Below are 22,517 nucleotides of genomic sequence, written 5' to 3'. Positions count from 1 at the left end.
ATCGTAAATTAAATAATTAATTAATTAATTTAAAAAGGTATATATAAGTAGTAGAAAATGATTTGCAATAGGATCTATTTTGAGGATGCCCTCAACGGATTATTTAATTATTAAAATGGACCTATAAGTGATTTGATACCAATTTAAATGAGAGATGTTTTTATACTGATATAATAAAGATATGGAAAATATTTTCAAATTAGTGTAGTAATTTAAACTAATCTAGATTCGTGTAGGGAGATATCTATGAGTAAATCGAATAAACTAGCTAAATCTGCATTTATTATTATTATATTTAACTTAGGTAGTAAATTATTAGGTTTTGTTAGAGAAATTCTAATTGCCTATAAATTTGGATCAGGCACAGATACTGATACCTTTTTTATCGCACTTACAGCAACAGGATTATTAGCTGGTTTCTTTAGTATTGCTATTAGCACAACTTTCATTCCGATACTTTCAGAGATAGAATCTAAGGAAGGAAAAGAAAGTAAGCTTTGGAACGTTAATAATATGATTAATGTGATATCAATAATTTCACTAATATTAGTAATTGGATGTTATTCAGTCGCTCCTGCTATAGTTAAGATACTTGCTAAAGGATTTGAAGGAGAACAGTTTACATTAGCCGTTCAATTGACTAAAATAGGATTACCAATGGTTTTATTCAGCGGGATTATAGGTGGATTAACTGCTTATTTACAATCTGAACAAAAATTTATTTCCGCCGCATCAGTTGGAATTCCGTTTAATCTTGTGTACATATTTTTCCTCTTATTTCTATCCACAACATATGGGATAAAAGGATTGATGATTACTGCTGTAGTGGCTGTAGTATCTCAACTTTTAGTACTAATACCTGAAATTAACTACTCCGGATACAAATATAAATTTGAGGTTGATTTAAAGAATAAATATATAAAAAAAGTAATGTATCTTAGTTTACCAGTACTTGTTGGTGTGACCATAAATGATTTAAATTCAATTATAGATAAAACGCTAGCATCAGATTTAAAATCGGGAAGTATATCAGCTTTAAATTATGCTAATATGCTGAATGGATTTTTATTAAGTGTATTTGTAGCATCTATTGCCACTGTTATATTTCCCTTGCTATCTAATGAATCTAATAGTGACAATATACTTGGTATGAAGAAGATAATGAGTTACGGAATTAATGTAGTATTAATCATTACTGTTCCAGCTACTGTGGGATTAATTATTTTCGCTACTCCTATAGTTGAGGTAGCTTTCCAAAGAGGATTATTTGATGCTAGTGCAACTATTATGACATCACAGGCATTGACATTTTATTCCATAGGCCTTGTATCTATGTCACTAAAATTATTGCTAACAAGAGTATATTATTCGCTACAAGATACTAAGACTCCAATGTTAAATGCTGCTATTTCTGTATGTGTCAATATAGTTTTGAATTTAATCTTAGTTAAAATCATGGGACATTCAGGTCTTGCACTAGCCACTAGTATAGCAAGTACTGTTACGACGCTTTTACTATTATGGGGTTTAAAAAAGAAAATAGGACAATTAGGTACTAGAAGTTATATTATTAATTTATTCAAATGCAGTCTAGCTTCTGGAATTATGGGACTTATTTCGTACATTATTTACTTTGAACTAATTAAGCTACTTCAAGCATTTAAATTTAGTAATACAATCTCACTAATAGTATCAGTCGGAGTGGGAGTAGTAATATATTCAGTGTTATGTTATTTGTTCAAGGTTAGGGAAATCAAGGATATTTTTGATGAAATTAAAGCTAAGTTAAAAAAAAATAATAAGTAGCATTAGATTTATATATAGACTAAATATTGTAATTGTTGGATTATTACAATAAAACAACATCTTAAAATCGAGGTGACCACAACCAATGAACATATTAGTAACCGGAGGCCTAGGCTTTATCGGCAGCCATACGACAATAGAACTAATTAAAAATAACCATGAAGTAACTATCGTCGATAATCTTATCAACTCTAAGGTTGAAGTGCTGGACAAGCTATCTACCATAACTGGCATTAAACCAACGTTCTATCAAATCGATGTGACTGATGAAGCAAGGGTAGAGGAAATCTTCAGTAACCATAAAATCGATGGTGTGATTCACTTCGCTGGTCTTAAGGCTGTAGGTGAGTCCGTTTCTAAGCCACTTGAGTATTATTATAATAATTTGGTAAGTACAATAGTGCTTAGTAAGATGTGTGTAAAGCATGGAGTGGGTAAGTTTGTATTCAGCTCATCGGCAACAGTGTATGGTGATCTACCATCTCCACTGAGAGAAGATATGGAACTGAAGAAAACGACCAATCCATATGGTGAAACCAAAGCTATGAGTGAGAGGATCCTAACAGACACATCAATTGCAAACCCTAATTTCGCTGTTAGTCTCTTAAGGTACTTCAACCCAGTAGGTGCTCACGAGAGTGGACTCATTGGTGAAGATCCTAATGGTATTCCAAATAATCTAATGCCTTTTGTGACGAAGGTCGCTAAAGGACAATTAGATAAGTTAAGTGTATTTGGGAATGACTATGATACAATAGATGGGACAGGGGTTCGTGACTATATCCACGTGGTTGATCTTGCGAAAGGCCACGTAAAGGCCATCGAGAATCTTTCAGATGGTGTTAATATATATAACCTGGGAACTGGACGAGGCACTTCTGTTTTAGAACTTGTGGAGGCCTTTAGAAAGGTTAATCGTATTGATGTTCCTTATGAAATTGCTGGAAGACGTCCGGGCGATATTGCGACCTGTTATGCGGATGCAAGTAAAGCTGAGAAGGAGCTAGGTTGGAAGGCTGAACTCGGAATTGATGAAATGGTTAGGGATGCCTGGAAGGGGTCTGGCACCATTTAACCAGACAACTTAGTTTTCGAGGAGGTACCTTAAATGGAAGTAGCTATCGTGCATTGAGAGAGCCTTTATCATGAGGCATGCCTAATTTATATTAGCATAAGTGTCCGGTTTATTGGGGCTTAATTCTCTTGGGCTATAGATAAGAGAATCTCTTTTCATATGGTGCACACCCATTGTAGCTATGTGGTCTCAATCGGTTATACCAATAAATATAATCAATTACAGCTATTGCTAGACTTTCATTGGTATCAAAGACATCTATGTAAAGCTTCTCCTTCTTGAGATTTGAGAAGAAGGATTCAATTACTGAGTTTTCACAGGGAGAAGCTTTTTCCCCCATAGATTGCACAATAGGCGTATCTTTTAGAAAACTATTGAGATATTTACCAGATTTAAATACTCTCCCTTGATCACTGTGGAGAATCAATTTAGGACAATTGGACAAGTCCTCATTCCTTAGGGCACTTTCTATGGTATTTTTAACTAATCTGACAGTTTGATTCTTGTGGATTTTGTAGCCAACGATAGCTCGGTCAAAGAGATCAATAATAGCACAGAGGTATTGCCTTCCTTCATTTGAGTCAATCTTTGTGATATCTATACACCATGTAGAGTTCTTATTGCTTACATTGAAATTTTTACTAACTAAGTTAGAGTAAGGTTTAATACTTCTGTATAGAACACTCATTTTCTTTGAGTGCATTGAGGCTGAAAGTAGTCCATACTTCTTCATGATTCTATATACTTTCTTATGATTTACCTTAATATCAAAGAGATCGTAAAGGTTTTTAGTTACCATTCTATAACCCATTGTGTCTTTATGCTTTATTGTTCGGACTTGCAAGATCAAATTGCGGACATATTCATCAGGATCCGGTTTGCCCATATTATTCTTCCATTCATAGTAGCTGCTTCTGCCTATACGGAAGATGCTGCATAGAAATGTTATTGGGTATACCTCCGAGAATCTTAAAATATATCTGTAATATACTTCATTTGTTGGATTTATGTTGTTTGACTTAATGTAATCAACAATTTTTTCCAGTATTAAACTATACATAGTCTCACTCTCCTTTTGGAAAAGTTTAACACTTGGATCATTCAGCTTCAATATTGTTAGGAGTACATTTCAATTACGCAAAATGGCGAAAACTGAGTAAGTTTAAGACTTGAATTGTGAATGTCGTGAAATGCTACATCTTTAGAATTGAATCTATAGATCTGGAGCCAAAGGTATGGGGAAGGGAAGCGAAAGATTTATTTGAGAATAAGGTCTGATATATGGGAGGTAGAAACTTGGAAACTTTAATACTTTATGGGTTAATTGCATTTGCATTGCTTTTACTACCTAAATATATTAGATTTAGAGGTTCAAATTACCAGGCAGCTAGTGGAAATAATTTTATTAAGACAGTTTTTGACAAAGGAAATTTTGGCGAGTTTTTAACTTATTCTTATCTAGAAAAACTCGGTGAAAATCATAAACTCATGACAAATCTCTATATTCCTAAGGATGATGGTATGACAACCGAAATTGACCTAATAATGATTTCACATACTGGTATTTATGTATTTGAGTCAAAGAACTATAGTGGTTGGATCTTTGGGGATGAGAATAATAAGAATTGGACCCAAACTCTTAAGAACAAGCAAAAAAATAAATTTTTCAATCCAGTATGGCAGAATAAAGGTCATATTGATGCATTAAAATCAGTATTAGGCCTAGAGGGGAAATTTTTTAAGTCCTACATTATTTTTAGTGAACGTAGTGTCTTGAAAAAGATTGGTTTAACGTCGCTGGATGTGAAAGTTATAAAAAGAAATGCTTTGCTTAGAACGATTAAAATTGATCTTGGCAATTCACTTCGACAACTGACAGATCAACAAATTAATGATATTTATTTTACTCTATCAAAGTACACACTTGCCGATTTTCAAACAAGAAAAGATCATATTGAAGCTATAAAGTTGAGGAAATATTGATTATTACAATCCTGTTATTCTGAAATCATAGCTTGCAATCAACCGGAGGTGTGGCTCAATTTATTCCGGAATACTCATTTATATTGCAGCAGCTGATTACATCTATTTAATAGCATAAATAAAATCACCAATATTCGATTAAATTTCTAAGAGGGACCAAATGAAAAAAGGAATAATAATTTAATGGGCTGTAGTTCTCTTGTGGATGGCTGTTATTTTTACACTGTCATCTCAGCCAGCTGTAGACTCAAATAAACTCAGCAAAGGTATCACAGAGGTGGTATTGGAAGCTATGGATAACATAATCCCTGAAAAAGAGTTTGACGTAGATGATTTTAATAACATCATAAGAAAGTATGCTTACTTCTTTACATATTTGTTGCTTGGTGGCCTTGTGGTAAATGCGCAAGAGTAAGCTTGAATTTATCATCGGGATATAGAACTTTTATTGTGATCGCTATTTGCGGTCTGTATGCAGTGAGCGGTGAGATCCACCAGATGTTTGTTCCTGGAAGGAGTGCACAACTAAGGGATGTTCTTATAGATACCAGTGGTGCTTTAGTTGGAATTGTTATTAGTTATGCTTTGTTCCTTAAGCTAAGTAAAAAGATAGGGTCTATATGAAAGGATACATACTGAGAATTGAATTTGTTGACCTTGCACCAAAGGTATGGAGAAGGGTGGTTATACCTAATGGATGTGCATTTAGAAGGCTTCATGAGACCATCTAATTCGTTACTAATTTTCAGAGCACTTTAGGTACTGATATACACCTTTATGAATTCAATCTGGTTAGGGATAATATTAGAGTTTCAAATGATGAGTTTTCATAATAGGAGGAGATACTATGGATAATGAGCAAAAAAATGAAATAATTGTATTGAAAAAGTACAAAAGAAAACTGGTTAAGGTTGGAGTTATCGCAGTTCTGATAGTTGTTGTATTGTCGACAATTTTCTTCAAAGGATATTTAAATGCTAAGGGGAACTATGAGATTATCATCAAGGAACAGCAAGACAAAATAGATTATCTTTCAGACCCAACTGTACAGTACACATTAGCAACTAAAAAAGTTACTATTGATTTGATAAAATCAGAAATCCAAGAAATTGGGGAAATTGCTACAATCGAATATTTATATACCGATGCTGGAAAATTTGAAAATCCAAAGCAGTTGTTTGGAGTTGACGTTCCTTTTACAAAGAAATCATTTATTGCAAAATGGGATGGAATTATAAAGGCTGGTGTACAGGTAGACAAAATCATTGTAGAAATCAACGATTCAAACAAAGAAATTATAGTACATATGCCAAATTCTATAATACTATCACATGAGATTGATAAAGATAGCATTGAAACACTTGATGAAAAAAATGGTTTATTCAATCCAATAAGAGTTGAGGATGTTAGAGAGTTTGATAAAGTTAGCAAAGATGCAATGGAAGAACGTGCAATTGAAAATGGTATTTTAGACAAAGCATCTGAAAATGCTAAAGAGATTATAGAAAAGCTTGTTAATAATGATGTTGTTCAAGAACAAGGATACAAAATAAGATTTAAAATAATTGAATAATAATCGGATCCTGTGGGGCTAGCACCTTTTGATCGGGCACATAAATCCAATTCAATAAACATCAGTGATGGTTGTTAACTATAGCTTGGTGAATTTGTACTATTTATACCCACGCTAAATTGCACGGAATTATCCGTAGTTAATAAGCTAAATTCAAGTAATCGAGTATCTTTTTCATATAATGCACTAACATTGAAGCAGTGAGTGCGGATAAAATTTAAAAATAAAATATAATCTATTTTTAATTCAGCCATGTGTTCTTTGGTTTCAAGGATGTATGTATTGAAGTCTTTTTTATAGTTGAAACAGAAGGATTCTATAACCGAATTCTCAAAAGTCTAAACTTTTTTATTGATGAATTTAATAATGGAACCATCTTTCAAGAAGTTTCGAATAATTCTAGATTTTAAATACCCTACTTAATCACGATGCAAGACAAGATTTGGGTAATCCGATAATATTCATCTTTAACAGAATGCTAATTCTCTATCTTAAGTATAATTGGAAGGAGAATAAAAATGTTTGAGACTAGGAGAAGCATAAGAAAGTACAAAAATGTACCTATAGAAAAAGAAAAGCTCGATACAATTATCAAAAACACACTTTATTCACCAACTTCCAGGGGAAAGAGAACTTGGGAATTTATAGTAGTTCAGGATAAGCAAAAGATTGAAGAGATCTCGAAGGTTAGGGATCATAGCAGTGAGTTCTTGAAAGGTGCAGCATGCGTGATCATTGTATTAGGCGACAGTAGTGTTTCAGATGTATGGGTTGAAGATACTTCAATTGCAGCTTTTGCGATTCAGCTTGCTGCTCATGAGCAGGGAATCGGAACCTGCTGGGTACAGCTTAGACGTAGAGAGCATGATGAGAATCTATCTGCACCGGACTACATTAAGGAGAGGTTTAGTATCCCAGAACATCTAGAGCTTGAATGTGCTATCGGACTTGGGTACCCTGGTGAAGAGAAACCCCCGCATGTATTAACTGATGAGTTGCTAGCAAAGGTACACTACGAGACTTATTAGCATGATGCTCATTTAGAATAATATTTAAATAAGCCATGCAGCAGGAATTGCCATTAACTATGTTTAGTTCCTTAAGCTTAGTAAAAAGAGAGGGTCTATATGAAGGGGTACATACTAAGAATTGAATTTGTGGATCTCGAACCAAAGGTATGGAGAAGAGTCATTGTTCCTGATAGCTGTACCTTCAGGCGGCTGCACGAGACTATCCAATTTGTTACCAATTTTCAAAGCATCTTAGGTACTGATATGCATCTTTATGAATTTAACCTTATTACTGATAACATCCGTGTTACAAATGATGAGTTCTCATATGATCAGCACAAGGACTTTGTTCGGAACAAGAAGAAGTATATAAAGCAGCTGATGAAGTCAAAGCTGGAATATGCCGAGTTTGAGAAGAGAAGGATGGAGAGGCTTGGAATTGAGGTTAGAAATCCTTCGAGAATAAAGATCGATACTTATATCGAGAAGTATGGTTCATTAGAGTATACCTATGATTTTGGTGACAGCTGGAACTTCCTTATTGTACTTGAAGAGATAGTATATGATTATTATTTCGGTTATCCTACTTTGCTTTCTGGTTCAGGTGAAGCACCACCTGAAGATGTTGGAGGAACAGAAGGCTTTTATGATTTTTTAAAGGTGTACAACGATTCCTCTGATGAATATTATACTGAGGTAAGGGAATGGGCCAAGGAGCAGTACTACCGCGAGTTTGACATTGAGTGGATCAATCACATGCTTAAGGCTGTCAAATGGAAGAAAACTGAGTGGGATAGGATAAACCATTTGAATTATGAGATAGTAGAGGATAAGTATAGGAAGAAATAATGAAAGGCCCTTCGATATGTTGAAGGACCTTTCAATCTATAAGGGGATAATTAACTATTCACAGTCAGTCATTTGTAAGCACTGTGATACTCCTCGTTCCATTTCCTGGGCACATTGAGCAACATGCTGCCCGCCTTTTTCTACCGCCATTCTTGATACATAATTTGCTGCAAATGAAGTAGATGAGGATGCAAAGATTAGTAGGCTTAGTACTGTCAGAGATAAATATTTTTTCATTTTAGTCCTCCTTGTTATTTGGGTTCTATATGATCACATTGACCATATACTATTTATAACAGAGGACTATGACTCAATTATGACTGTAGGCATATATTTAAGGGGCCGTAAAAATGATATACTATCTATAATGTGTGTTTGTGATGTCGATAAAATAGGGTAGAAGTATCCAAATGACTTGGAAGGGATGATCAAAATGATTGAGTCAAAACATATTTACCTTAAGGATATGGCATGGCCTGAGATTAAGGAAAGACTTAAAGAAACAGACATAGCTTTGCTTCCCGTAGGTCAAACTGAGCAGCATGGGCAACATTTGCCGATCAATGTTGACAACATTATCTGCACAGGAATCGCGGAAAGAGTTGCAGAGGCTACATATGATACGGCAAAGCCAGTCATTTCACCTACTATCCCATTTGGATATTCCGATATACCTGTTTTTAGAAGCTTCCCTGGAACATTTACACTGGAGCCTGAGACTCTTGTAAATGTATATAAGGATGTGTCTAGATCACTGATAAAGATGGGGTTCAAGAAGATAATCTTTATTAATGGGCATTATCCAAACCCGCCATTCATTGAGGAAGCAATGAGACAGGTTACAAAGGAGACAGGAGCCTTTTTTGCTCTGTGTAATTTCTTTGTAATTCCTGAAGCAGAGGTTCAAAAGATACTAAGTGAAATGAATAAGCCACCAGCTTGGGGGCATGCCTGTCTGATCGAGACCTCAGTATCTGAAGTGTTTGGTGCTGAGGTAAGAGAAGATAAGGTAGTGGGAAGGATCCCGGGTGGCTTTCCAAAGGAGCTTAGCAACTTTATGCCTGTAGCACCTGCTGGAATAACCTTCACTTCATTTGAAATTCCGAAGATCGCAGAGGCATATTGGGGCGAGGAAGGAAGTCCAGGGCCGTTGGGGGATCCTGTAGGACATTCCAAGGAGATCGGTGAGAGGGTAATAGCAGCTACTATTGAGCCTATAGTTAAGCTGGTAAATGATATAAAGGACATGAAGGTTGATACAAGCGAGTACCTTAGTAAGCTTAAAAGATAAATGACTGGAGATTATTTCAAGGGGAGGATTAAATGAAGACTGTACTATATAATGGGAAGGTATATGTTGAGAGAGAGCATTTTGCTCAGGCTGTGATGGTAGAAGATGGTATTATCACCATGGTTGGAAGCAATGAAGAAGCTTTAGCGAAGGCAGGAGATGATTGTACGAAAATCAACTGTCAGGGGAAAACTGTAATACCAGGCCTTAATGACTCACATATGCATTTAGTTATGTTTGGGGATACCTTGGCACAGGTCAGCATAGAAAGCTGTACTTCAATCGATGATTTGATTATGAGGTGCAGGAAGTTTATGGAGGATAATCCTGAGAGTATTAAAGATGGACTTCATGCAATTGGGTGGAATCAAGATCTATTTATCGATGAGAAAAGAACTCCCACCAGATTCGATCTGGATAAGATCTCCACTGACATACCCATAATATTGGAGCGGGTATGCGGTCATATACTTTCCACCAATACTAAAACTATTGGGATGCTGGGTATTGACGGTAACTCTCCTCAGTGGGAGGGTGGAACTTTTGAAATAGGCGAGGATGGATATCCCAATGGAATATTTACGGAGAATGCATGTAATTACGTAAAGAGGATTATCCCGGATTTTACTGTAGAACAAAGAGAAAAGATGCTTATCAGCAGTATGGAATATGCAGTTGCCCACGGACTTACAAGTGTACAAAGTAACGATATTGGAACCTCGGTACTTGATATAGATCCATATTTTGAAATGTTTCATAGAGTATATGACGAAGGGAAGGCATTGCTTAGATACAGACATCAGGTCTGCTTTAACAGCTTGGATGATTTTAAGCATTATTTGGAAAAAGGTGAATTTGCTAAGGGAAAGTATCCGGAGGATTCTTGGCTTACTCTTGGTCCACTTAAGCTTTTTAAGGATGGAAGCCTGGGTGCAAGGACTGCTCTTATGAAAAACGGTTATGCAGATGATAAGAGTAATTATGGGATCGAATGGACTTCAAATGATGAAATGGAGAAATACTGTGAGCTTGCACGTAATGCAGGGATGCAGGTAATAACCCATGTTATTGGAGATGCTGCAATCGAGCAAACTATAGATTGTTATGAAAAGGTATTCGTCGATGGGGAGAATAAATTAAGACATGCACTTGTGCATTGTCAGATCACAGATATGCCTCTTCTTGAAAGAATAGCAAAGCTAGGTATATTAGCCATGTATCAGCCAATTTTTCTTGATTATGACATGCATGTTGTTGAGGATAGATGCGGCAAGGAAATGGCGTCTACATCCTATGCCTTCAACACTCTTAAGGAGCTTGGAGGACATATTTCCTATGGGACTGACAGCCCGGTTGAATCTCCGAATCCATTCCCCAATATTTACAGTGCGGTGACACGAAAGGATTCAAAGGGAAAGCCTGAGGATGGTTTTTATCCGGATGAATGTGTAGATATATATGATGCCATAGATGCTTATACCTATGGAAGTGCATATGCGGAGTTTATGGAGGATAAGAAAGGCAGGATAAAGGAAGGCTACTATGCCGATATGGTTGTCTTGGACAGAGATATCTTCACCGTTGATCCCATGGAAATAAGGGATATACTTCCGGTATTGACTATGGTGGGCGGCAAGGTAGTTTACAGAGTTTAGTTAATTAAATCAGTTAGAGGTGCAGTTATGAAAAAAATCATGGTTATAAGTGACGGAAGAAACACAGGACAGGCATTGATCCAGCAGCTTAAGGGCTTGTTCGGAAATGAGGTCAGTGCTGAAAATCTTCTCCTGAAGGAGCTCCCGGGAAAAAGCTTTGATAGCGATCTAGTTATATATACAAGCGGATACGTTAAAATAAAAGGCACTGTACACGTCGATCCTAAAATAAGGAATATCGTTGCCAACAGGGTTATAAATCACAGGAATATCCAGGAGCTTATAAGCCTTCAAACAGGTCTTGACGTGCTTTTTGTAAACGATGGATACGAGTCTACAAATGAAGCTGTAGGACAGCTTGAGGAGCTTGGACTTGACCATGTAAAATACCATAAGTATTATCCAGGAGTTGACGAATATCCGAAGCTGGGCGTTATAGTTACGCCAGGAGAGATTCAGCTTGCACCATATATTCCGCATAAAATGATAAACTTGGGTACCAGGATACTTGGATTATCTACTATATTTGAAATTATAAGCATCCTTGGCATCGACGACGGTAAAACCCACTTGCTGGTCAGTGAATACTTAAAGGATATTGTTGAGATCTCAAAATCCATAGATGAAAAAAGAAAAGAGAGTCAGGCAAATAAGGAGATATTAGAATCGATAATCAATAGTCTGGATTCAGGTATAGGGTTTATCGACAATCTAGGTAAGCTTAGGATACACAATAAGAAGTTCAAGCAGATGCTGGACTTGAAAAGGCACGATATTGCAGGTATGGATGTATCTGAAATTGAGTTATTCAACAGCATCGGTCAGCTGAAAGAGGGCTCATCTATACTTAATATTGGAAATCGGACTATGAAGATGGATCTGATAGAGGTCGATTTTTCGCAGAAAAAAGGCTATCTTTCAACCTTGAAGTATACAAACCAGGAGTTGAAGAACACAGCAAGCGGAGAGGTTTTTAAAAGCAAGCAGAATATGCATAACTTTGATGATTATTATACAGTTGAGCCAAGTGTCAGGGCAGTTTTAAACAGGGCTAAAAAGTATGCCAGAACTGAGGGGACTATACTTATTTACGGTGAGAATGGCACAGGGAAAGAAATTCTTGCTCAAGGCATCCATCAGAATTCAAGCAGAAGAGACAAGGTTTTTATACCTATAAATATTGCCGCTATATCGCCAAGCCTTGTTGAAAGTGAACTCTTTGGATACGAAGAGGGAACATTCACTGGAGCCTTGAAGGGAGGAAGGATCGGTCTTTTTCAAATGGCTGATGGCGGTACTCTTTTTATAGATGAGATAGGGGATACTCCGCTGGAGGTCCAAGCTAAGCTGTTAAGGGTCCTTGAGGAGAAAAAGATAAGGAAAGTGGGAGGCTCTGATGAGATCAAGGTCGACGTAAGAATAATCGCCGCTACCAACAAAAATTTACTGCAGCTTGTAGATCAGGGCAAGTTCAGACTGGATCTGTTTTTTAGGTTGAACACTTTACCTCTCAATACGATCCCTCTTAGGGAAAGACCTAAAGACATAGACTTTTTGCTTAGGATGTTCATTAATCTGAATCTGAAGACAGGGGCTATTGCAAATCTTGAGGATTTCTTTACTCCTGAGTCATTGAGGATACTCAGAGATTATTCCTGGATCGGGAACGTGCGGGAGCTGCGAAATCTTGCAGAATACCTATGCCTTATCCATAGCGGCTCATTGATACAGCCAAGTGATCTGCACTCCCACATATTGAGCGAATCAAAGACAAGTGGTGCGGCCCCGGACTCAAAAGGATGGATATTAAGTACAATTGCGAGGATGGGGGAAGCTCCTATTGGAAGGATAAGATTGGCTCGGATCGCAGAAGAAGAAGCCGCAGAGATAGGCGAAGGCAAGCTTAGGAGGCTGATCCAGGAGCTTAAGGAAGAGGGCTTGGTCGAGGTGGAGAATAAAATAGGTATTAAGCTTACTGAAAAAGGGAAAACAAAAATTATGAATGGATATATCCAACCATGATATGGATATATCCATATTTCTTGTTTGATAATATCGCCAAGAAATATGGAATAACGTTGAAATACGGCATATTTACATGAATAGATACCCTTGGCATGTAAATTGCATTACTACATAGCAAAATGACGAGGGAGTGATAATATGGAAAAAAAGGGAACAATTAAGAAGAGACCTACATTATTACAAGGTATGATTCCTATTTTATTCATGGTAATTTCATTAAGCTTTGGCGTAGGAGTTTTAAAATTAAGAACAGAGCCAATTATTATTTTGTCGGCTTTCGTGGCTGGAGTTATTGCATGGAAGCTTGGTTATACATGGGATGAGATGCAAGCTGGGGTAATCGAAAAGATTTCAAGAGCATTGCCTGCAACTCTTATTCTTTGGAGTGTTGGTCTACTTATCGGATCATGGATGTATGCGGGAACAGTTCCAATGATAATCTATTACGGAGTTGATATAGTAAATCCTAAGTTTCTATTGGTAACAGCATTCCTTATTACTGCTGTACTATCCACCGTAACAGGTACATCTTGGGGTTCTGCCGGTACTATCGGTGTTGCGATAATGGGTATTGCTGCAGGACTTGGAGTATCATTGCCGGCAACTGCAGGTGCTGTAGTAGCAGGTTCATACTTCGGAGATAAGCTTTCACCGTTGTCTGACACTACAAACCTAGCGCCGATCGCAGCCGGATCAGAATTGTATGAGCACATAAGGCATATGCTTTATACCACGATTCCGGCTTCTATTGTAGCTTTAGTAGTTTATTTTATCGTAGGTATGAACTCGGCGGGTTCAGCAACTACTCCTGAGACGGTTTTGACGCTCCAGGCGCAATTAAGTGAGATGTTCAACTGGAATATAATTTTATTATTGCCAGTCGTTTTGATCATAGCAGGATCACTATTGAAATGGCCTACGATCCCGACAATGCTTGGAACAAGTCTTTTTTCAGTATTGATAGGTATGTTCGTACAGGGCTTCACTCTTAAAAGCGGCTTTATTTCTTTGATCCAAGGCTTTAATGTAAGCATGACCGGATTTACCGGAGAAGTTGCACCCACAGTAGCTACGCTGATTAATCGAGGCGGAGTTGTATCAGTAACTGTTACTACTGTACTTATCTTCTGCGCAATGGGATTTGCAGGGATAATGAGTGTTACCGGTATGCTTGATGTTGTGTTGGAAGCGATGCTGAAGAAGGTCAAAACTACTGGTGGAGTTATTCTTTCAACAATTGCATCATGCTTCACAGTTGCGTTTGTTACAGGAAGCTCATATCTGTCCATTCTTATACCAGGAGAGCTGTTCAGAGATGCTTACGTTAAGAGAAATCTTCATCCTAAGAACTTGTCAAGAACCCTTGAAGATTCAGGTACCGTACTTGTTCCGCTTATTCCATGGTCTGCAGCTGGGGCATACATGTCTACGACTCTCGGAGTATCTACAATAGAGTATCTGCCTTGGGCGATCATGAACTACATGGGTATAGTATTCGCGATAATTTTGGCATTTACAGGGATAGGGATCGCTAAATTGAAACCTGAAAAAGAATCTAAAACAGCAGTTGAGGTGAACTAATGATTTTAATAAAGGGAGCACATATTTTTTCACCTGAGAATCTGGGTGTTAAAGATATAATGATAATACATGATCGAGTTGTCATGATAGGTGATGATCTGTCACCTATTAGTGATGCAATGGTCATCATAGATGGCAAAGACAAAATATTGATGCCAGGACTTATAGATGGACATGTCCACATTACAGGGGGGGGAGGAGAAGGAAGCTTTAAGACAAGAGTTCCTGAAATAACGCTTTCAAAGCTTATCAGCGGCGGAATTACTACCACTATGGGCTTGTTGGGAACAGATTCAACAACAAGAAGTGTCGAAAACCTTGTTGCAAAGGCTAAGGCCCTAAAGGAAGAGGGTATAAGTTGTCTTGCTGTGACTGGTTCCTACGGCTATCCTTCAGTTACTATAACAGGGTCTGTCAAGAAGGATATTGTGTTCATCGATGAGGTGATTGGAGTAAAAATCGCCATATCCGACCACAGGGCTCCAAGCGTTTCAGATGAAGAACTGGCAAGACTTGCATCGGATGCCAGAGTAGCCGGGATGCTTTCAGGGAAGGCTGGGATAGTAGTTACTCATATGGGCAATAGCGACAAAGGCCTTCAGCCAATAAACAACGTTCTCAATAAGTATGATGTTCCAATAAGGACATTTAGGCCGACGCATGTCAACAGAAAAAAAGAGCTTCTTCTTGAATCCTTTGAGTTTGCTAAAAAAGGCGGAGTTATTGATCTTACCTGCGGGATATACGATGAAATGTCGCCTGCTTGGGTTGTTGCTCTGGCAAAAGAGAATGAGGTACCTTCGGAGAACATAACCATAAGCTCTGACGGATATGGAAGCTGGTCAAGATATGATGAGAAAGGAAATCTCATTAAGATAGGAGTATCGTCCGTAAGCAGCCTGTTCGAAGAATTGAAGAAGATGGTAGTGGATAATAAAATGAGTATCGATGAAGCACTGCCTTACTTCACATCAAATGTATCAAAAGCTTTGGGAATTTTCCCGGCTAAGGGAACTGTATGTGAGGGCAGCGATGCTGACCTTGTTTTAGTCGATAAAGACTTCAATCTGGAATATGTAATAGCCAGAGGTCAAATCATGATGCAGAATAAGGAAATCATAGTAAAAGGAACATACGAGTAAGAAACAATGCGCTGGATGAAGATCTTATAGATCATCATCCAGTTTTTTTGAAGAAAGATTTTTAAATTTAGTTATTAAGTAAGAGCATTTCTAAAGCTATTAGGTGAACATCCGGTGTAATTTTTGAAAGCCCTGCTGAAATAATGTTGACTGTTGTATCCTACCATTACTGAAATCTGGCTTATGGTGTATTTGTCTCCTTTGCTCTTAAGGAGAGATTTTGCCATATTGATTCTCAAGCTATTGATATAATTGGTAAAGCTTAGGCCGGTTTTTTGCTTTATTATCCTGGTCAGGTAGGAGCTGCTGATGTGAAATTGCTCTGAAACATATATCAATGAAAGCTCGTTGTCCATAAAATTTTCTTTCAGATACTTAAGTACGTGGTTCCCAATATCTGAGCATTGATCCAGGTATTCGGTATTATCTTTTATTTTGCTTATTTCCAGCATCCTTTCACAGTAAGCATCAATGGCTTTTTTGACTATGTCCTTTAGGCCCCTATACTGTATAGGCTTTAATTGATAACTAAAAACTCCCAACTCCAGAGCTCTTTGTGCATATTCAAACTGATCATAGCCTGAAATGATAATGATTTTGGATTCCGGAACGATCTCCCTTACTTTTTCTATAGCATCTAGTCCATTGACAAAGGGCATGTTTATATCCATAAGTATTATTTCAGGGTGAAGTTTTTCTATGATTTCAATCGCTTCTCGGCCATCTTCTGCTGTGTATATGGCAGCCAGGCCGAGCTCGTACGATTCAATAAGGTTCTTTAGTCCATTTCGTATAGTTTCTTCATCATCAGCTATCATTAATCTAAACAATATGAGTCCTCCTTCACCTTTGGAATGTTGATTGTCACTTTTGTGAATTCTTGCCATTTACTTTCTATGTGAATAGAGTATTTGTCATCAAAAGTAAGCTTTAGTCTTTCATTAACGTTAAACAAGCCATAGTGGTCAGATTTCAACGATTTATCCAAGTTTTCCCTTAAAGTTGAAAGAGTTAAGACTGTCATTCCAATTCCGTTATCCTCCACAGAAAGGGTGACGGAATTATTTTCGATATAAGCTTTAATTGCAATTTCGCCTGTATTTTTCTTCAATTTCAGACCATGGTAGATCGAGTTTTCAACCAAAGGCTGCAGGGTCATTTTTGGTATTAGGCACTGCGATGCTTCTTCATCAGCTTGTATTACAAATTTTACTGTTTCTTTGTATCTGACGCTTTGAATTTCCAGATAGCTTTTTACATGATCCAGTTCATCTGCTATTGTAATAAGCTCTTTCCCGTCATTGAGAGAAAGCCTGAAGAATGTGGATAGCGAATGGATCATGTCGGCAAGGTCAAAAGCTTTATACTCCAAGGCTTTCCACTGAATAGTGTCCAGAGTATTGTACAGAAAGTGCGGATTTATTTGAGACTGTAATGCTCTAAGTTCAAAGGTCCTCTTTTGTTTTTCTGCATCATAAACTTTGCTGATAAGAACCTTTATATCTCTAAGCATCTGGTTGAATACTTTTCCAAGCACTGAAATCTCATCATTATTTTTTGATTCGAAAACGGAGTCCAGGTTTCCCTTTGAGACTTCCATCATATGAGACTTCAACCTGTAGATGGGCCTTACTATGGTGGAGGATAAGGTGACTGCAAGCAAGACTGCCAGTGCTAATAATAGGAGCCCAGCCTTTGTAAGCATGCTTATCAAAGAGTTTGTACCGGCATGTATATTGTTGTTCTCAATAAGGGTGCATAAAAGCCAGTCCTGAGTATAGGGTACTGAGGCGTAGAATAAAGTTGAAGGCTTACCTGCTGCGTTTTTTACATAAACTGTCCCGGAGTTTTTGATAGTAGAGTGATCGATTACGTCCTGGAGTATTGTGTCTGAAACAAAATTTGCCACAAGACTCTCTTTTGAAATTGTGTAAATATCCATATTTTTATTCATGATCCAGGAAAATCCATCATACACGTTTATGCTCCTGGTTATTTCAGATAATTTGTCGAGGCTTACTGCTCCGTTTATAAAACCTACTTTTTCATTCTCATCATTTACCAATGGGTAGCATATGACAAATATCGGCTTATTGTCAGATTTAGAAATAATTGGATTGCTGATTATGTATTCCATATCAGATGACATTACCTTGTTGAAATAATCTCTGCCAAATATGTTGATGGTAATATCATTATTCACCCAACCACGACCATCAACTGAACCTATGGCAAAAGTCTCATTTAAATTTCCATACTGAGAACTCACAGATTTATTTAGATTGCTTAAGTAAGGTTTGATATTCCTTGGCTGAAAATCCTCTTTAACTGCGAATTCCTCTATTATTCTGATCTCACTTATCCTTTGTAGAAGCCAGGAGCCTATCTCGTTTGATTTTGAGTCCACAAGCAGGAGGGTTTGATGCTCCACTTGATCCATGTTGATAGACTTCGCCTTTGTCTCCAGGAAATATAGCAAAGGGGTAAATGTAATGATTATGCATAATATGAAAGCCATTGTAATTTTTGTTCGTATCGACAATTTTCTTCACCTTTTTAGCAAATTTAGTCTTTATTATACATTAAATATGATAAAAAATAAACAAAGTATTTGAAAGTACAAAAATAGGTCAATACAGTCTAAATACAGATGAAAAATAGAATGTTAATATATAAACGAATATAAGCAGTGGATATGCTGCGTAGAATATAAGGGAGGAAGAAATGAAAAAACTACTTTTAATAATGTTAGCGGTAGTAATGATATTTGGTCTAGCTGCATGTACAAATGAAAAGCCTGCAGATAACCAAAAATCAGAGAATGCTATTGTAAATGGCGTTTATGAGGGTGTTGGAAGCGGGAAAGGCGGAGAAATCAAGGTCAATGTTACTATTGAGAATGATGCGATCACAGCAATCGAGGTTGTCGAGCACAACGAGACGCCTGGCTATGATGCAGCAATGGAGACGCTAACCGAGAATATTTTAGCGTCAAACAGCCTAGAGGTTGATCTTGTTTCAGGTTGTACTTATACGTCAAATGGCTTTATTGAGGCTGTAAATGCAGCCTTAACTTCAGCTGGAGCAACTGCAGATATGCTGAAGGCTGTAAGCGGAGAAGCTTTGGTCAAGGAAAAGAGCAATATTGAGGAAACTCATGACATAGTAATTATCGGAGCAGGAGGAGCGGGACTAACGGCTGCAATTGAAGCAAAAGCTGCAGGTGCGGACGTTATAGTTCTTGAGAAGATGCCGCTTGCTGGTGGGAATACTTTGATATCTGGTGCAGAGTATGCCGCTCCAGCTAACTGGATCCAGGAGAAAGAAGGTATCGATGACAATATTGAACTGTTCATAGCTGACACCTTGAAGGGCGGCGACTACAAGAACAATGAAGAGTTAGTCAGAGTTTTGGCTGAGAATGCGCTGGCAGGAGCAGAGTGGTTGAGGGATGAAGTTGGAGTAGTATGGGAAGATGAGCTGATGTTTTTTGGGGGGCACTCTGTTAAGAGAAGTCTAATACCATTGGGTGCAAGCGGAAGGGAGATAATCAGCAAGCAGCTTGCTAAGGCAGATGAAATGGGTATCCCAATTTTGCTTAACACTAAGGCTACATCATTGATTACAGATGAGAATGGCAAGGTAATCGGGGTAAATGCAGAAGGCGAAGAAGCAAACTATGCTTTCTATACAAACAAGGCAGTTATAATAGCTTCAGGTGGATTTGGATCCAATATCGAGATGAGAGTCAAATACAACCCAGAGATCGATGAAAGCATACTGTCAACAAATACTCCAGGAAGTACAGGAGATGGAATAGTCATGGCTGAGGAAATTGGAGCGGATCTTGTAGGTATGGAGTATATACAGACATATCCTATTTGTGACCCTCTAACTGGAACGCTGCTCTACTTTGACGATGCGAGACTTTACGGCCATACTGTTATAGTGAACCTTGAGGGTAAAAGATTCGTTGAAGAGCTTGGAAGACGTGATGTTATGTCTATGGCAATCAAGGCTCAGACAGGTCATGTATGCTATGAAATAGTTGATCACAACGGTTTTGTAAATAGTAAGCTGGCAGAAAACCATGGGCCTGAGATAGAATATCTTTATGAAAACAATTTGCTTGTAAAGGCAGATACGTTGAAGGAAGCAGCAGACTTCTTTGGAATAGATGCGGTTGAATTGCAAGCTACTTTAGACAGGTACAACAGTTATGTAGCCGATGGAAAGGATCCTGAGTTCAATAAGAGAAGCCTTCCTTCAACGATCGAGCAGGGGCCATTCTATATCCTTAAGGCAACTCCGGCAGTTCACCACACAATGGGAGGTATAAGGATAAACACACAAGCACAAGTATTGGATACAGAAGGAAAAGTCATAGAAGGTCTTTATGCAGCGGGTGAGGTTACTGGAGGAATACAGGGAGCCAATAGACTTGGAAGTAATGCACTGGCTGATATTACAGTATTTGGAAGAATAGCAGGACAAAACGCAGCAAGATAATGATAAACCACTCTTGTTCCATGGTGAATGAGAGTGGTTTTTATTATGTTCAAGGTTTGACATTAGTTACGATCTAAGTGGACTTTAGAATACTATCAAAGCTTGTTTAATTTTATACTATTCTATTATGGTAAACTGAGTGTCAATAATATATAATTCTAGTGAAGAAGTAGAGTGTATTAGAAGTCTAAAAATATTAGGAGGAGCATATGAAGATAAAAGTCTGCGTCGGTTCAAATTGTACACTGCTTGGTTCAATGAGTATCCTAGACCAAATCGAAGACCTTAAGGACATTATCAAGGATGATCCTGACAACTACAGCGATGAGGAGCTTGATGTCGAGGCAATAAAGTGCCTTGATATATGTAAAAACACAGACAAGAATGTTGCCCCTATCGTAGTTATTGACGATGAGGTAATACTAAATGCCACAGGGCAGATCGTAATGGAGAAGATAATCAACAAAATTAGAAAATGACAGTAAGAGTTTGGAGGAAGAACTAAATGAAAGAAAGCTATGTCGATCTTATAAATATTAGGAGGCAGGTATTTGCCAAGGTCGCTAAGATGGCATATGAAGGAGATGACCTTGCTGAGCTTGAAAAGGCGTCCTTTGAAATATTGCCTGGTGAAGTAGCTACATATAGAGACAGTATATTCCGTGAAAGAGCAATAGTTGATGAGAGATTAAGGCTCACTCTTGGGCTGAATGCAAGAAAGCCTACAGAATACAATAGGATAACTGATGGTATATCACTGGTCGATGTGAATGAAACAAGGTTCATTGAGCCGCTTATAAATGTAATAACCTTCGCATGTGAAGCGTGTCCTACAAAGGCCTTCATTGTAACTGATAACTGCAGAAAGTGTCTTGCTCATCCCTGCATAAATGTTTGTCCGGTAAATGCGGTGTCCATTGGCAAGAACAGAGCTATAATCGATCAGGATAAGTGTATCAAGTGCGGAAGATGCAGAGATACCTGTCCATATAGTGCGATCGTTCAGTACGACAGACCTTGTGCTGCAGCCTGTGGAGTTAATGCAATAGACAGCGATTACCTGGGAAGAGCTCAAATCAATATGGATAAGTGCGTATCCTGTGGGAATTGTATCGTTCAATGCCCTTATGGAGCGATCTCTGATAAGTCACAGATATATCAGCTTATTAAGGCTCTTAAGGGAAATGACCAGATATATGCAATAATTGCTCCATCTTTCTTAGGGCAGTTTGGACCTTTGGCTTCACCGGTCCAGATATTTGAAGGCATCAAACAGCTTGGCTTTGAGGATGTTGCAGAGGTAAGCCTTGGAGCTGACATTACTACCATGCGAGAGGCTCATGAGTTTCTTGAGAAGGTTCCAAATGAGATCCCATACATGGGGACCAGCTGCTGTAATTCATGGACCATTATGGTTGAGAAGATGTTTCCTGATCAATATGAATATATTTCAGACTCTGCTTCTCCAATGGTCGAGACGGCTAAATACATAAAAAAGAAAAATCCAAATGCTAAGATCGCATTTATCGGACCATGTATATCTAAGAAGCTGGAGGCACTTAGAGACGATGTAAAGGATTATGTCCATTTCGTCATTACCTTTGAGGAACTGATGGGAATGTTCGTAGCAAAGGGAATAGAGCTTTCAGAGATCGAAGTTTCCAAGGAGATTAAGGATGCTTCATCTCTAGGCAGAGGATATGCCATTGCTGGAGGAGTAGCAGAGGCTGTTAAGAGAACAGCCTTGAAGATCGACCCTTCAAGAGAGATCAACGTAGAGGGAGTATCCACACTGCATGAATGCGTAAAGTTAATGAGGACTGCTAAGGCAGGTAAGAAAAATGGTATGCTGTTAGAGGGCATGGCATGCTCAGGAGGCTGCATTGCAGGGCCTGGAACCCTGGCTTCGCTAAACAGGGTAAGAAAGGCAGTTGTAAGCTTCCAGGGACAGGCAGAATGTGAATCACCTCTGGATAATGAAACTATAGATGAGGATATCAGGAATAAATATAAATAGA

21 protein-coding genes are annotated in these 22,517 nt (G+C 38.0%); 17 read left to right on the top strand and 4 right to left on the bottom strand.

The genetic code is table 11. The features are described 5' to 3' along the window. Nucleotides 1–246: 246 nt before the first annotated feature. Both murJ and galE read left to right on the top strand, forming a co-directional pair. Nucleotides 247–1,806: a murein biosynthesis integral membrane protein MurJ gene (murJ, locus tag AC4PHB_RS07195; protein ID WP_492135772.1), complete on the top strand. Its 1,560-nt coding sequence runs from the start codon at nt 247–249 to the stop codon at nt 1,804–1,806. A gap of 85 nt (nt 1,807–1,891) precedes the next feature. Further along, entirely contained in the window at nt 1,892–2,881 is a 990-nt protein-coding gene (gene galE / locus AC4PHB_RS07190; RefSeq protein ID WP_492135771.1) for a UDP-glucose 4-epimerase GalE, read from the top strand. Nucleotides 2,882–3,014: 133 nt separating this feature from the next. Here the strand turns inward: galE and AC4PHB_RS07185 are convergent, their stop codons facing one another. Then, nucleotides 3,015–3,941 carry an IS3 family transposase gene (locus AC4PHB_RS07185; protein WP_492135770.1) on the bottom strand — a complete coding sequence of 309 codons (927 nt, stop codon included), beginning with the start codon at nt 3,939–3,941 and terminating at the stop codon, nt 3,015–3,017. Between the two features lie 236 nt (nt 3,942–4,177). Between AC4PHB_RS07185 and AC4PHB_RS07180 the strand changes: the two genes are divergently transcribed. The 7 genes from AC4PHB_RS07180 (at nt 4,178) to AC4PHB_RS07150 (ending at nt 8,296) form a co-directional block, all read left to right on the top strand. Then, nucleotides 4,178–4,864 carry a nuclease-related domain-containing protein gene (locus AC4PHB_RS07180; RefSeq protein WP_492135769.1) on the top strand — a complete coding sequence of 229 codons (687 nt, stop codon included), beginning with the start codon at nt 4,178–4,180 and terminating at the stop codon, nt 4,862–4,864. A 205-nt stretch (nt 4,865–5,069) separates the two neighbouring features. Further along, on the top strand, nt 5,070–5,279 hold the full coding sequence (locus tag AC4PHB_RS07175) for a VanZ family protein (RefSeq protein ID WP_492135768.1): 210 nt from the start codon (nt 5,070–5,072) through the stop codon (nt 5,277–5,279). 35 nt (nt 5,280–5,314) lie between these two features. Next, nucleotides 5,315–5,488 carry a VanZ family protein gene (locus AC4PHB_RS07170; RefSeq protein ID WP_492135767.1) on the top strand — a complete coding sequence of 58 codons (174 nt, stop codon included), beginning with the start codon at nt 5,315–5,317 and terminating at the stop codon, nt 5,486–5,488. Continuing rightward, nucleotides 5,485–5,595, top strand: a complete 111-nt coding sequence (locus AC4PHB_RS07165; protein ID WP_492135766.1) for an IS1096 element passenger TnpR family protein — start codon at nt 5,485–5,487, stop codon at nt 5,593–5,595. Before AC4PHB_RS07170 ends, AC4PHB_RS07165 begins: the two co-directional genes overlap by 4 nt. Nucleotides 5,596–5,711: 116 nt before the next feature. After that, nucleotides 5,712–6,437, top strand: a complete 726-nt coding sequence (locus tag AC4PHB_RS07160; protein WP_492135765.1) for a DUF4230 domain-containing protein — start codon at nt 5,712–5,714, stop codon at nt 6,435–6,437. 518 nt (nt 6,438–6,955) lie between these two features. After that, the gene (locus AC4PHB_RS07155; RefSeq protein ID WP_492135764.1) at nt 6,956–7,465 is read left to right on the top strand and encodes a nitroreductase family protein; all 510 of its coding nucleotides are present in this window, start codon (nt 6,956–6,958) and stop codon (nt 7,463–7,465) included. Nucleotides 7,466–7,564: 99 nt separating this feature from the next. Continuing rightward, on the top strand, nt 7,565–8,296 hold the full coding sequence (locus tag AC4PHB_RS07150) for a plasmid pRiA4b ORF-3 family protein (protein WP_492135763.1): 732 nt from the start codon (nt 7,565–7,567) through the stop codon (nt 8,294–8,296). Nucleotides 8,297–8,350: 54 nt separating this feature from the next. Here AC4PHB_RS07150 and AC4PHB_RS07145 read toward each other — a convergent pair whose 3' ends face one another. Further along, the gene (locus AC4PHB_RS07145; protein WP_492135762.1) at nt 8,351–8,533 is read right to left on the bottom strand and encodes a hypothetical protein; all 183 of its coding nucleotides are present in this window, start codon (nt 8,531–8,533) and stop codon (nt 8,351–8,353) included. 196 nt (nt 8,534–8,729) lie between these two features. Between AC4PHB_RS07145 and AC4PHB_RS07140 the strand changes: the two genes are divergently transcribed. The 5 genes from AC4PHB_RS07140 (at nt 8,730) to iadA (ending at nt 15,990) form a co-directional block, all read left to right on the top strand. Then, nucleotides 8,730–9,587, top strand: a complete 858-nt coding sequence (locus AC4PHB_RS07140) for a creatininase family protein (protein WP_492135761.1) — start codon at nt 8,730–8,732, stop codon at nt 9,585–9,587. 32 nt (nt 9,588–9,619) lie between these two features. Beyond that, entirely contained in the window at nt 9,620–11,242 is a 1,623-nt protein-coding gene (locus AC4PHB_RS07135) for an amidohydrolase (protein WP_492135760.1), read from the top strand. Nucleotides 11,243–11,269: 27 nt separating this feature from the next. Next, nucleotides 11,270–13,264: a sigma-54 interaction domain-containing protein gene (locus AC4PHB_RS07130; RefSeq protein WP_492135759.1), complete on the top strand. Its 1,995-nt coding sequence runs from the start codon at nt 11,270–11,272 to the stop codon at nt 13,262–13,264. A 141-nt stretch (nt 13,265–13,405) separates the two neighbouring features. Beyond that, the gene (gene nhaC, locus AC4PHB_RS07125; protein WP_492135758.1) at nt 13,406–14,848 is read left to right on the top strand and encodes a Na+/H+ antiporter NhaC; all 1,443 of its coding nucleotides are present in this window, start codon (nt 13,406–13,408) and stop codon (nt 14,846–14,848) included. Continuing rightward, nucleotides 14,848–15,990 carry a beta-aspartyl-peptidase gene (gene iadA / locus AC4PHB_RS07120; RefSeq protein WP_492135757.1) on the top strand — a complete coding sequence of 381 codons (1,143 nt, stop codon included), beginning with the start codon at nt 14,848–14,850 and terminating at the stop codon, nt 15,988–15,990. The genes nhaC and iadA overlap by 1 nt, the downstream gene beginning before the upstream one ends. A gap of 74 nt (nt 15,991–16,064) precedes the next feature. On the opposite strand, the gene AC4PHB_RS07115 is transcribed toward iadA, so the two are convergent. After that, on the bottom strand, nt 16,065–16,820 hold the full coding sequence (locus AC4PHB_RS07115) for a response regulator transcription factor (protein WP_492135756.1): 756 nt from the start codon (nt 16,818–16,820) through the stop codon (nt 16,065–16,067). Beyond that, nucleotides 16,808–18,508: a sensor histidine kinase gene (locus AC4PHB_RS07110; protein ID WP_492135755.1), complete on the bottom strand. Its 1,701-nt coding sequence runs from the start codon at nt 18,506–18,508 to the stop codon at nt 16,808–16,810. Before AC4PHB_RS07110 ends, AC4PHB_RS07115 begins: the two co-directional genes overlap by 13 nt. Before the next feature lie 206 nt (nt 18,509–18,714). Between AC4PHB_RS07110 and AC4PHB_RS07105 the strand changes: the two genes are divergently transcribed. The 3 genes from AC4PHB_RS07105 (at nt 18,715) to AC4PHB_RS07095 (ending at nt 22,516) form a co-directional block, all read left to right on the top strand. Then, nucleotides 18,715–20,499 carry a flavocytochrome c gene (locus AC4PHB_RS07105; protein ID WP_492135754.1) on the top strand — a complete coding sequence of 595 codons (1,785 nt, stop codon included), beginning with the start codon at nt 18,715–18,717 and terminating at the stop codon, nt 20,497–20,499. A 209-nt stretch (nt 20,500–20,708) separates the two neighbouring features. Next, a complete protein-coding gene (locus tag AC4PHB_RS07100) occupies nt 20,709–20,978 on the top strand; it encodes an NAD(P)H-dependent oxidoreductase subunit E (protein WP_320406019.1) in 270 nt (89 codons plus the stop codon). Nucleotides 20,979–21,004: 26 nt separating this feature from the next. After that, entirely contained in the window at nt 21,005–22,516 is a 1,512-nt protein-coding gene (locus tag AC4PHB_RS07095) for a 4Fe-4S dicluster domain-containing protein (RefSeq protein ID WP_492135753.1), read from the top strand. Nucleotide 22,517 lies beyond the last annotated feature (1 nt).

The organism is Gudongella sp. QWL-04 (genome assembly GCF_058683975.1).
This window is presented reverse-complemented; position numbering and strand designations above follow the sequence as displayed.

Bases quoted from the DNA above. Each gene is read 5' to 3' on its own strand.
- murJ (WP_492135772.1), top strand. From the start codon at position 247: ATGAGTAAATCGAATAAACTAGCTAAATCTGCATTTATTATTATTATA.
- AC4PHB_RS07145 (WP_492135762.1), bottom strand. From the start codon at position 8,533: ATGAAAAAATATTTATCTCTGACAGTACTAAGCCTACTAATCTTTGCA.
- iadA (WP_492135757.1), top strand. From the start codon at position 14,848: ATGATTTTAATAAAGGGAGCACATATTTTTTCACCTGAGAATCTGGGT.
- AC4PHB_RS07130 (WP_492135759.1), top strand. From the start codon at position 11,270: ATGAAAAAAATCATGGTTATAAGTGACGGAAGAAACACAGGACAGGCA.
- AC4PHB_RS07165 (WP_492135766.1), top strand. From the start codon at position 5,485: ATGAAAGGATACATACTGAGAATTGAATTTGTTGACCTTGCACCAAAG.
- AC4PHB_RS07100 (WP_320406019.1), top strand. From the start codon at position 20,709: ATGAAGATAAAAGTCTGCGTCGGTTCAAATTGTACACTGCTTGGTTCA.
- AC4PHB_RS07185 (WP_492135770.1), bottom strand. From the start codon at position 3,941: ATGTATAGTTTAATACTGGAAAAAATTGTTGATTACATTAAGTCAAAC.
- AC4PHB_RS07160 (WP_492135765.1), top strand. From the start codon at position 5,712: ATGGATAATGAGCAAAAAAATGAAATAATTGTATTGAAAAAGTACAAA.
- AC4PHB_RS07175 (WP_492135768.1), top strand. From the start codon at position 5,070: ATGGCTGTTATTTTTACACTGTCATCTCAGCCAGCTGTAGACTCAAAT.
- AC4PHB_RS07150 (WP_492135763.1), top strand. From the start codon at position 7,565: ATGAAGGGGTACATACTAAGAATTGAATTTGTGGATCTCGAACCAAAG.
- AC4PHB_RS07105 (WP_492135754.1), top strand. From the start codon at position 18,715: ATGAAAAAACTACTTTTAATAATGTTAGCGGTAGTAATGATATTTGGT.
- nhaC (WP_492135758.1), top strand. From the start codon at position 13,406: ATGGAAAAAAAGGGAACAATTAAGAAGAGACCTACATTATTACAAGGT.
- AC4PHB_RS07135 (WP_492135760.1), top strand. From the start codon at position 9,620: ATGAAGACTGTACTATATAATGGGAAGGTATATGTTGAGAGAGAGCAT.
- AC4PHB_RS07140 (WP_492135761.1), top strand. From the start codon at position 8,730: ATGATTGAGTCAAAACATATTTACCTTAAGGATATGGCATGGCCTGAG.
- AC4PHB_RS07110 (WP_492135755.1), bottom strand. From the start codon at position 18,508: ATGGCTTTCATATTATGCATAATCATTACATTTACCCCTTTGCTATAT.
- AC4PHB_RS07095 (WP_492135753.1), top strand. From the start codon at position 21,005: ATGAAAGAAAGCTATGTCGATCTTATAAATATTAGGAGGCAGGTATTT.
- galE (WP_492135771.1), top strand. From the start codon at position 1,892: ATGAACATATTAGTAACCGGAGGCCTAGGCTTTATCGGCAGCCATACG.
- AC4PHB_RS07155 (WP_492135764.1), top strand. From the start codon at position 6,956: ATGTTTGAGACTAGGAGAAGCATAAGAAAGTACAAAAATGTACCTATA.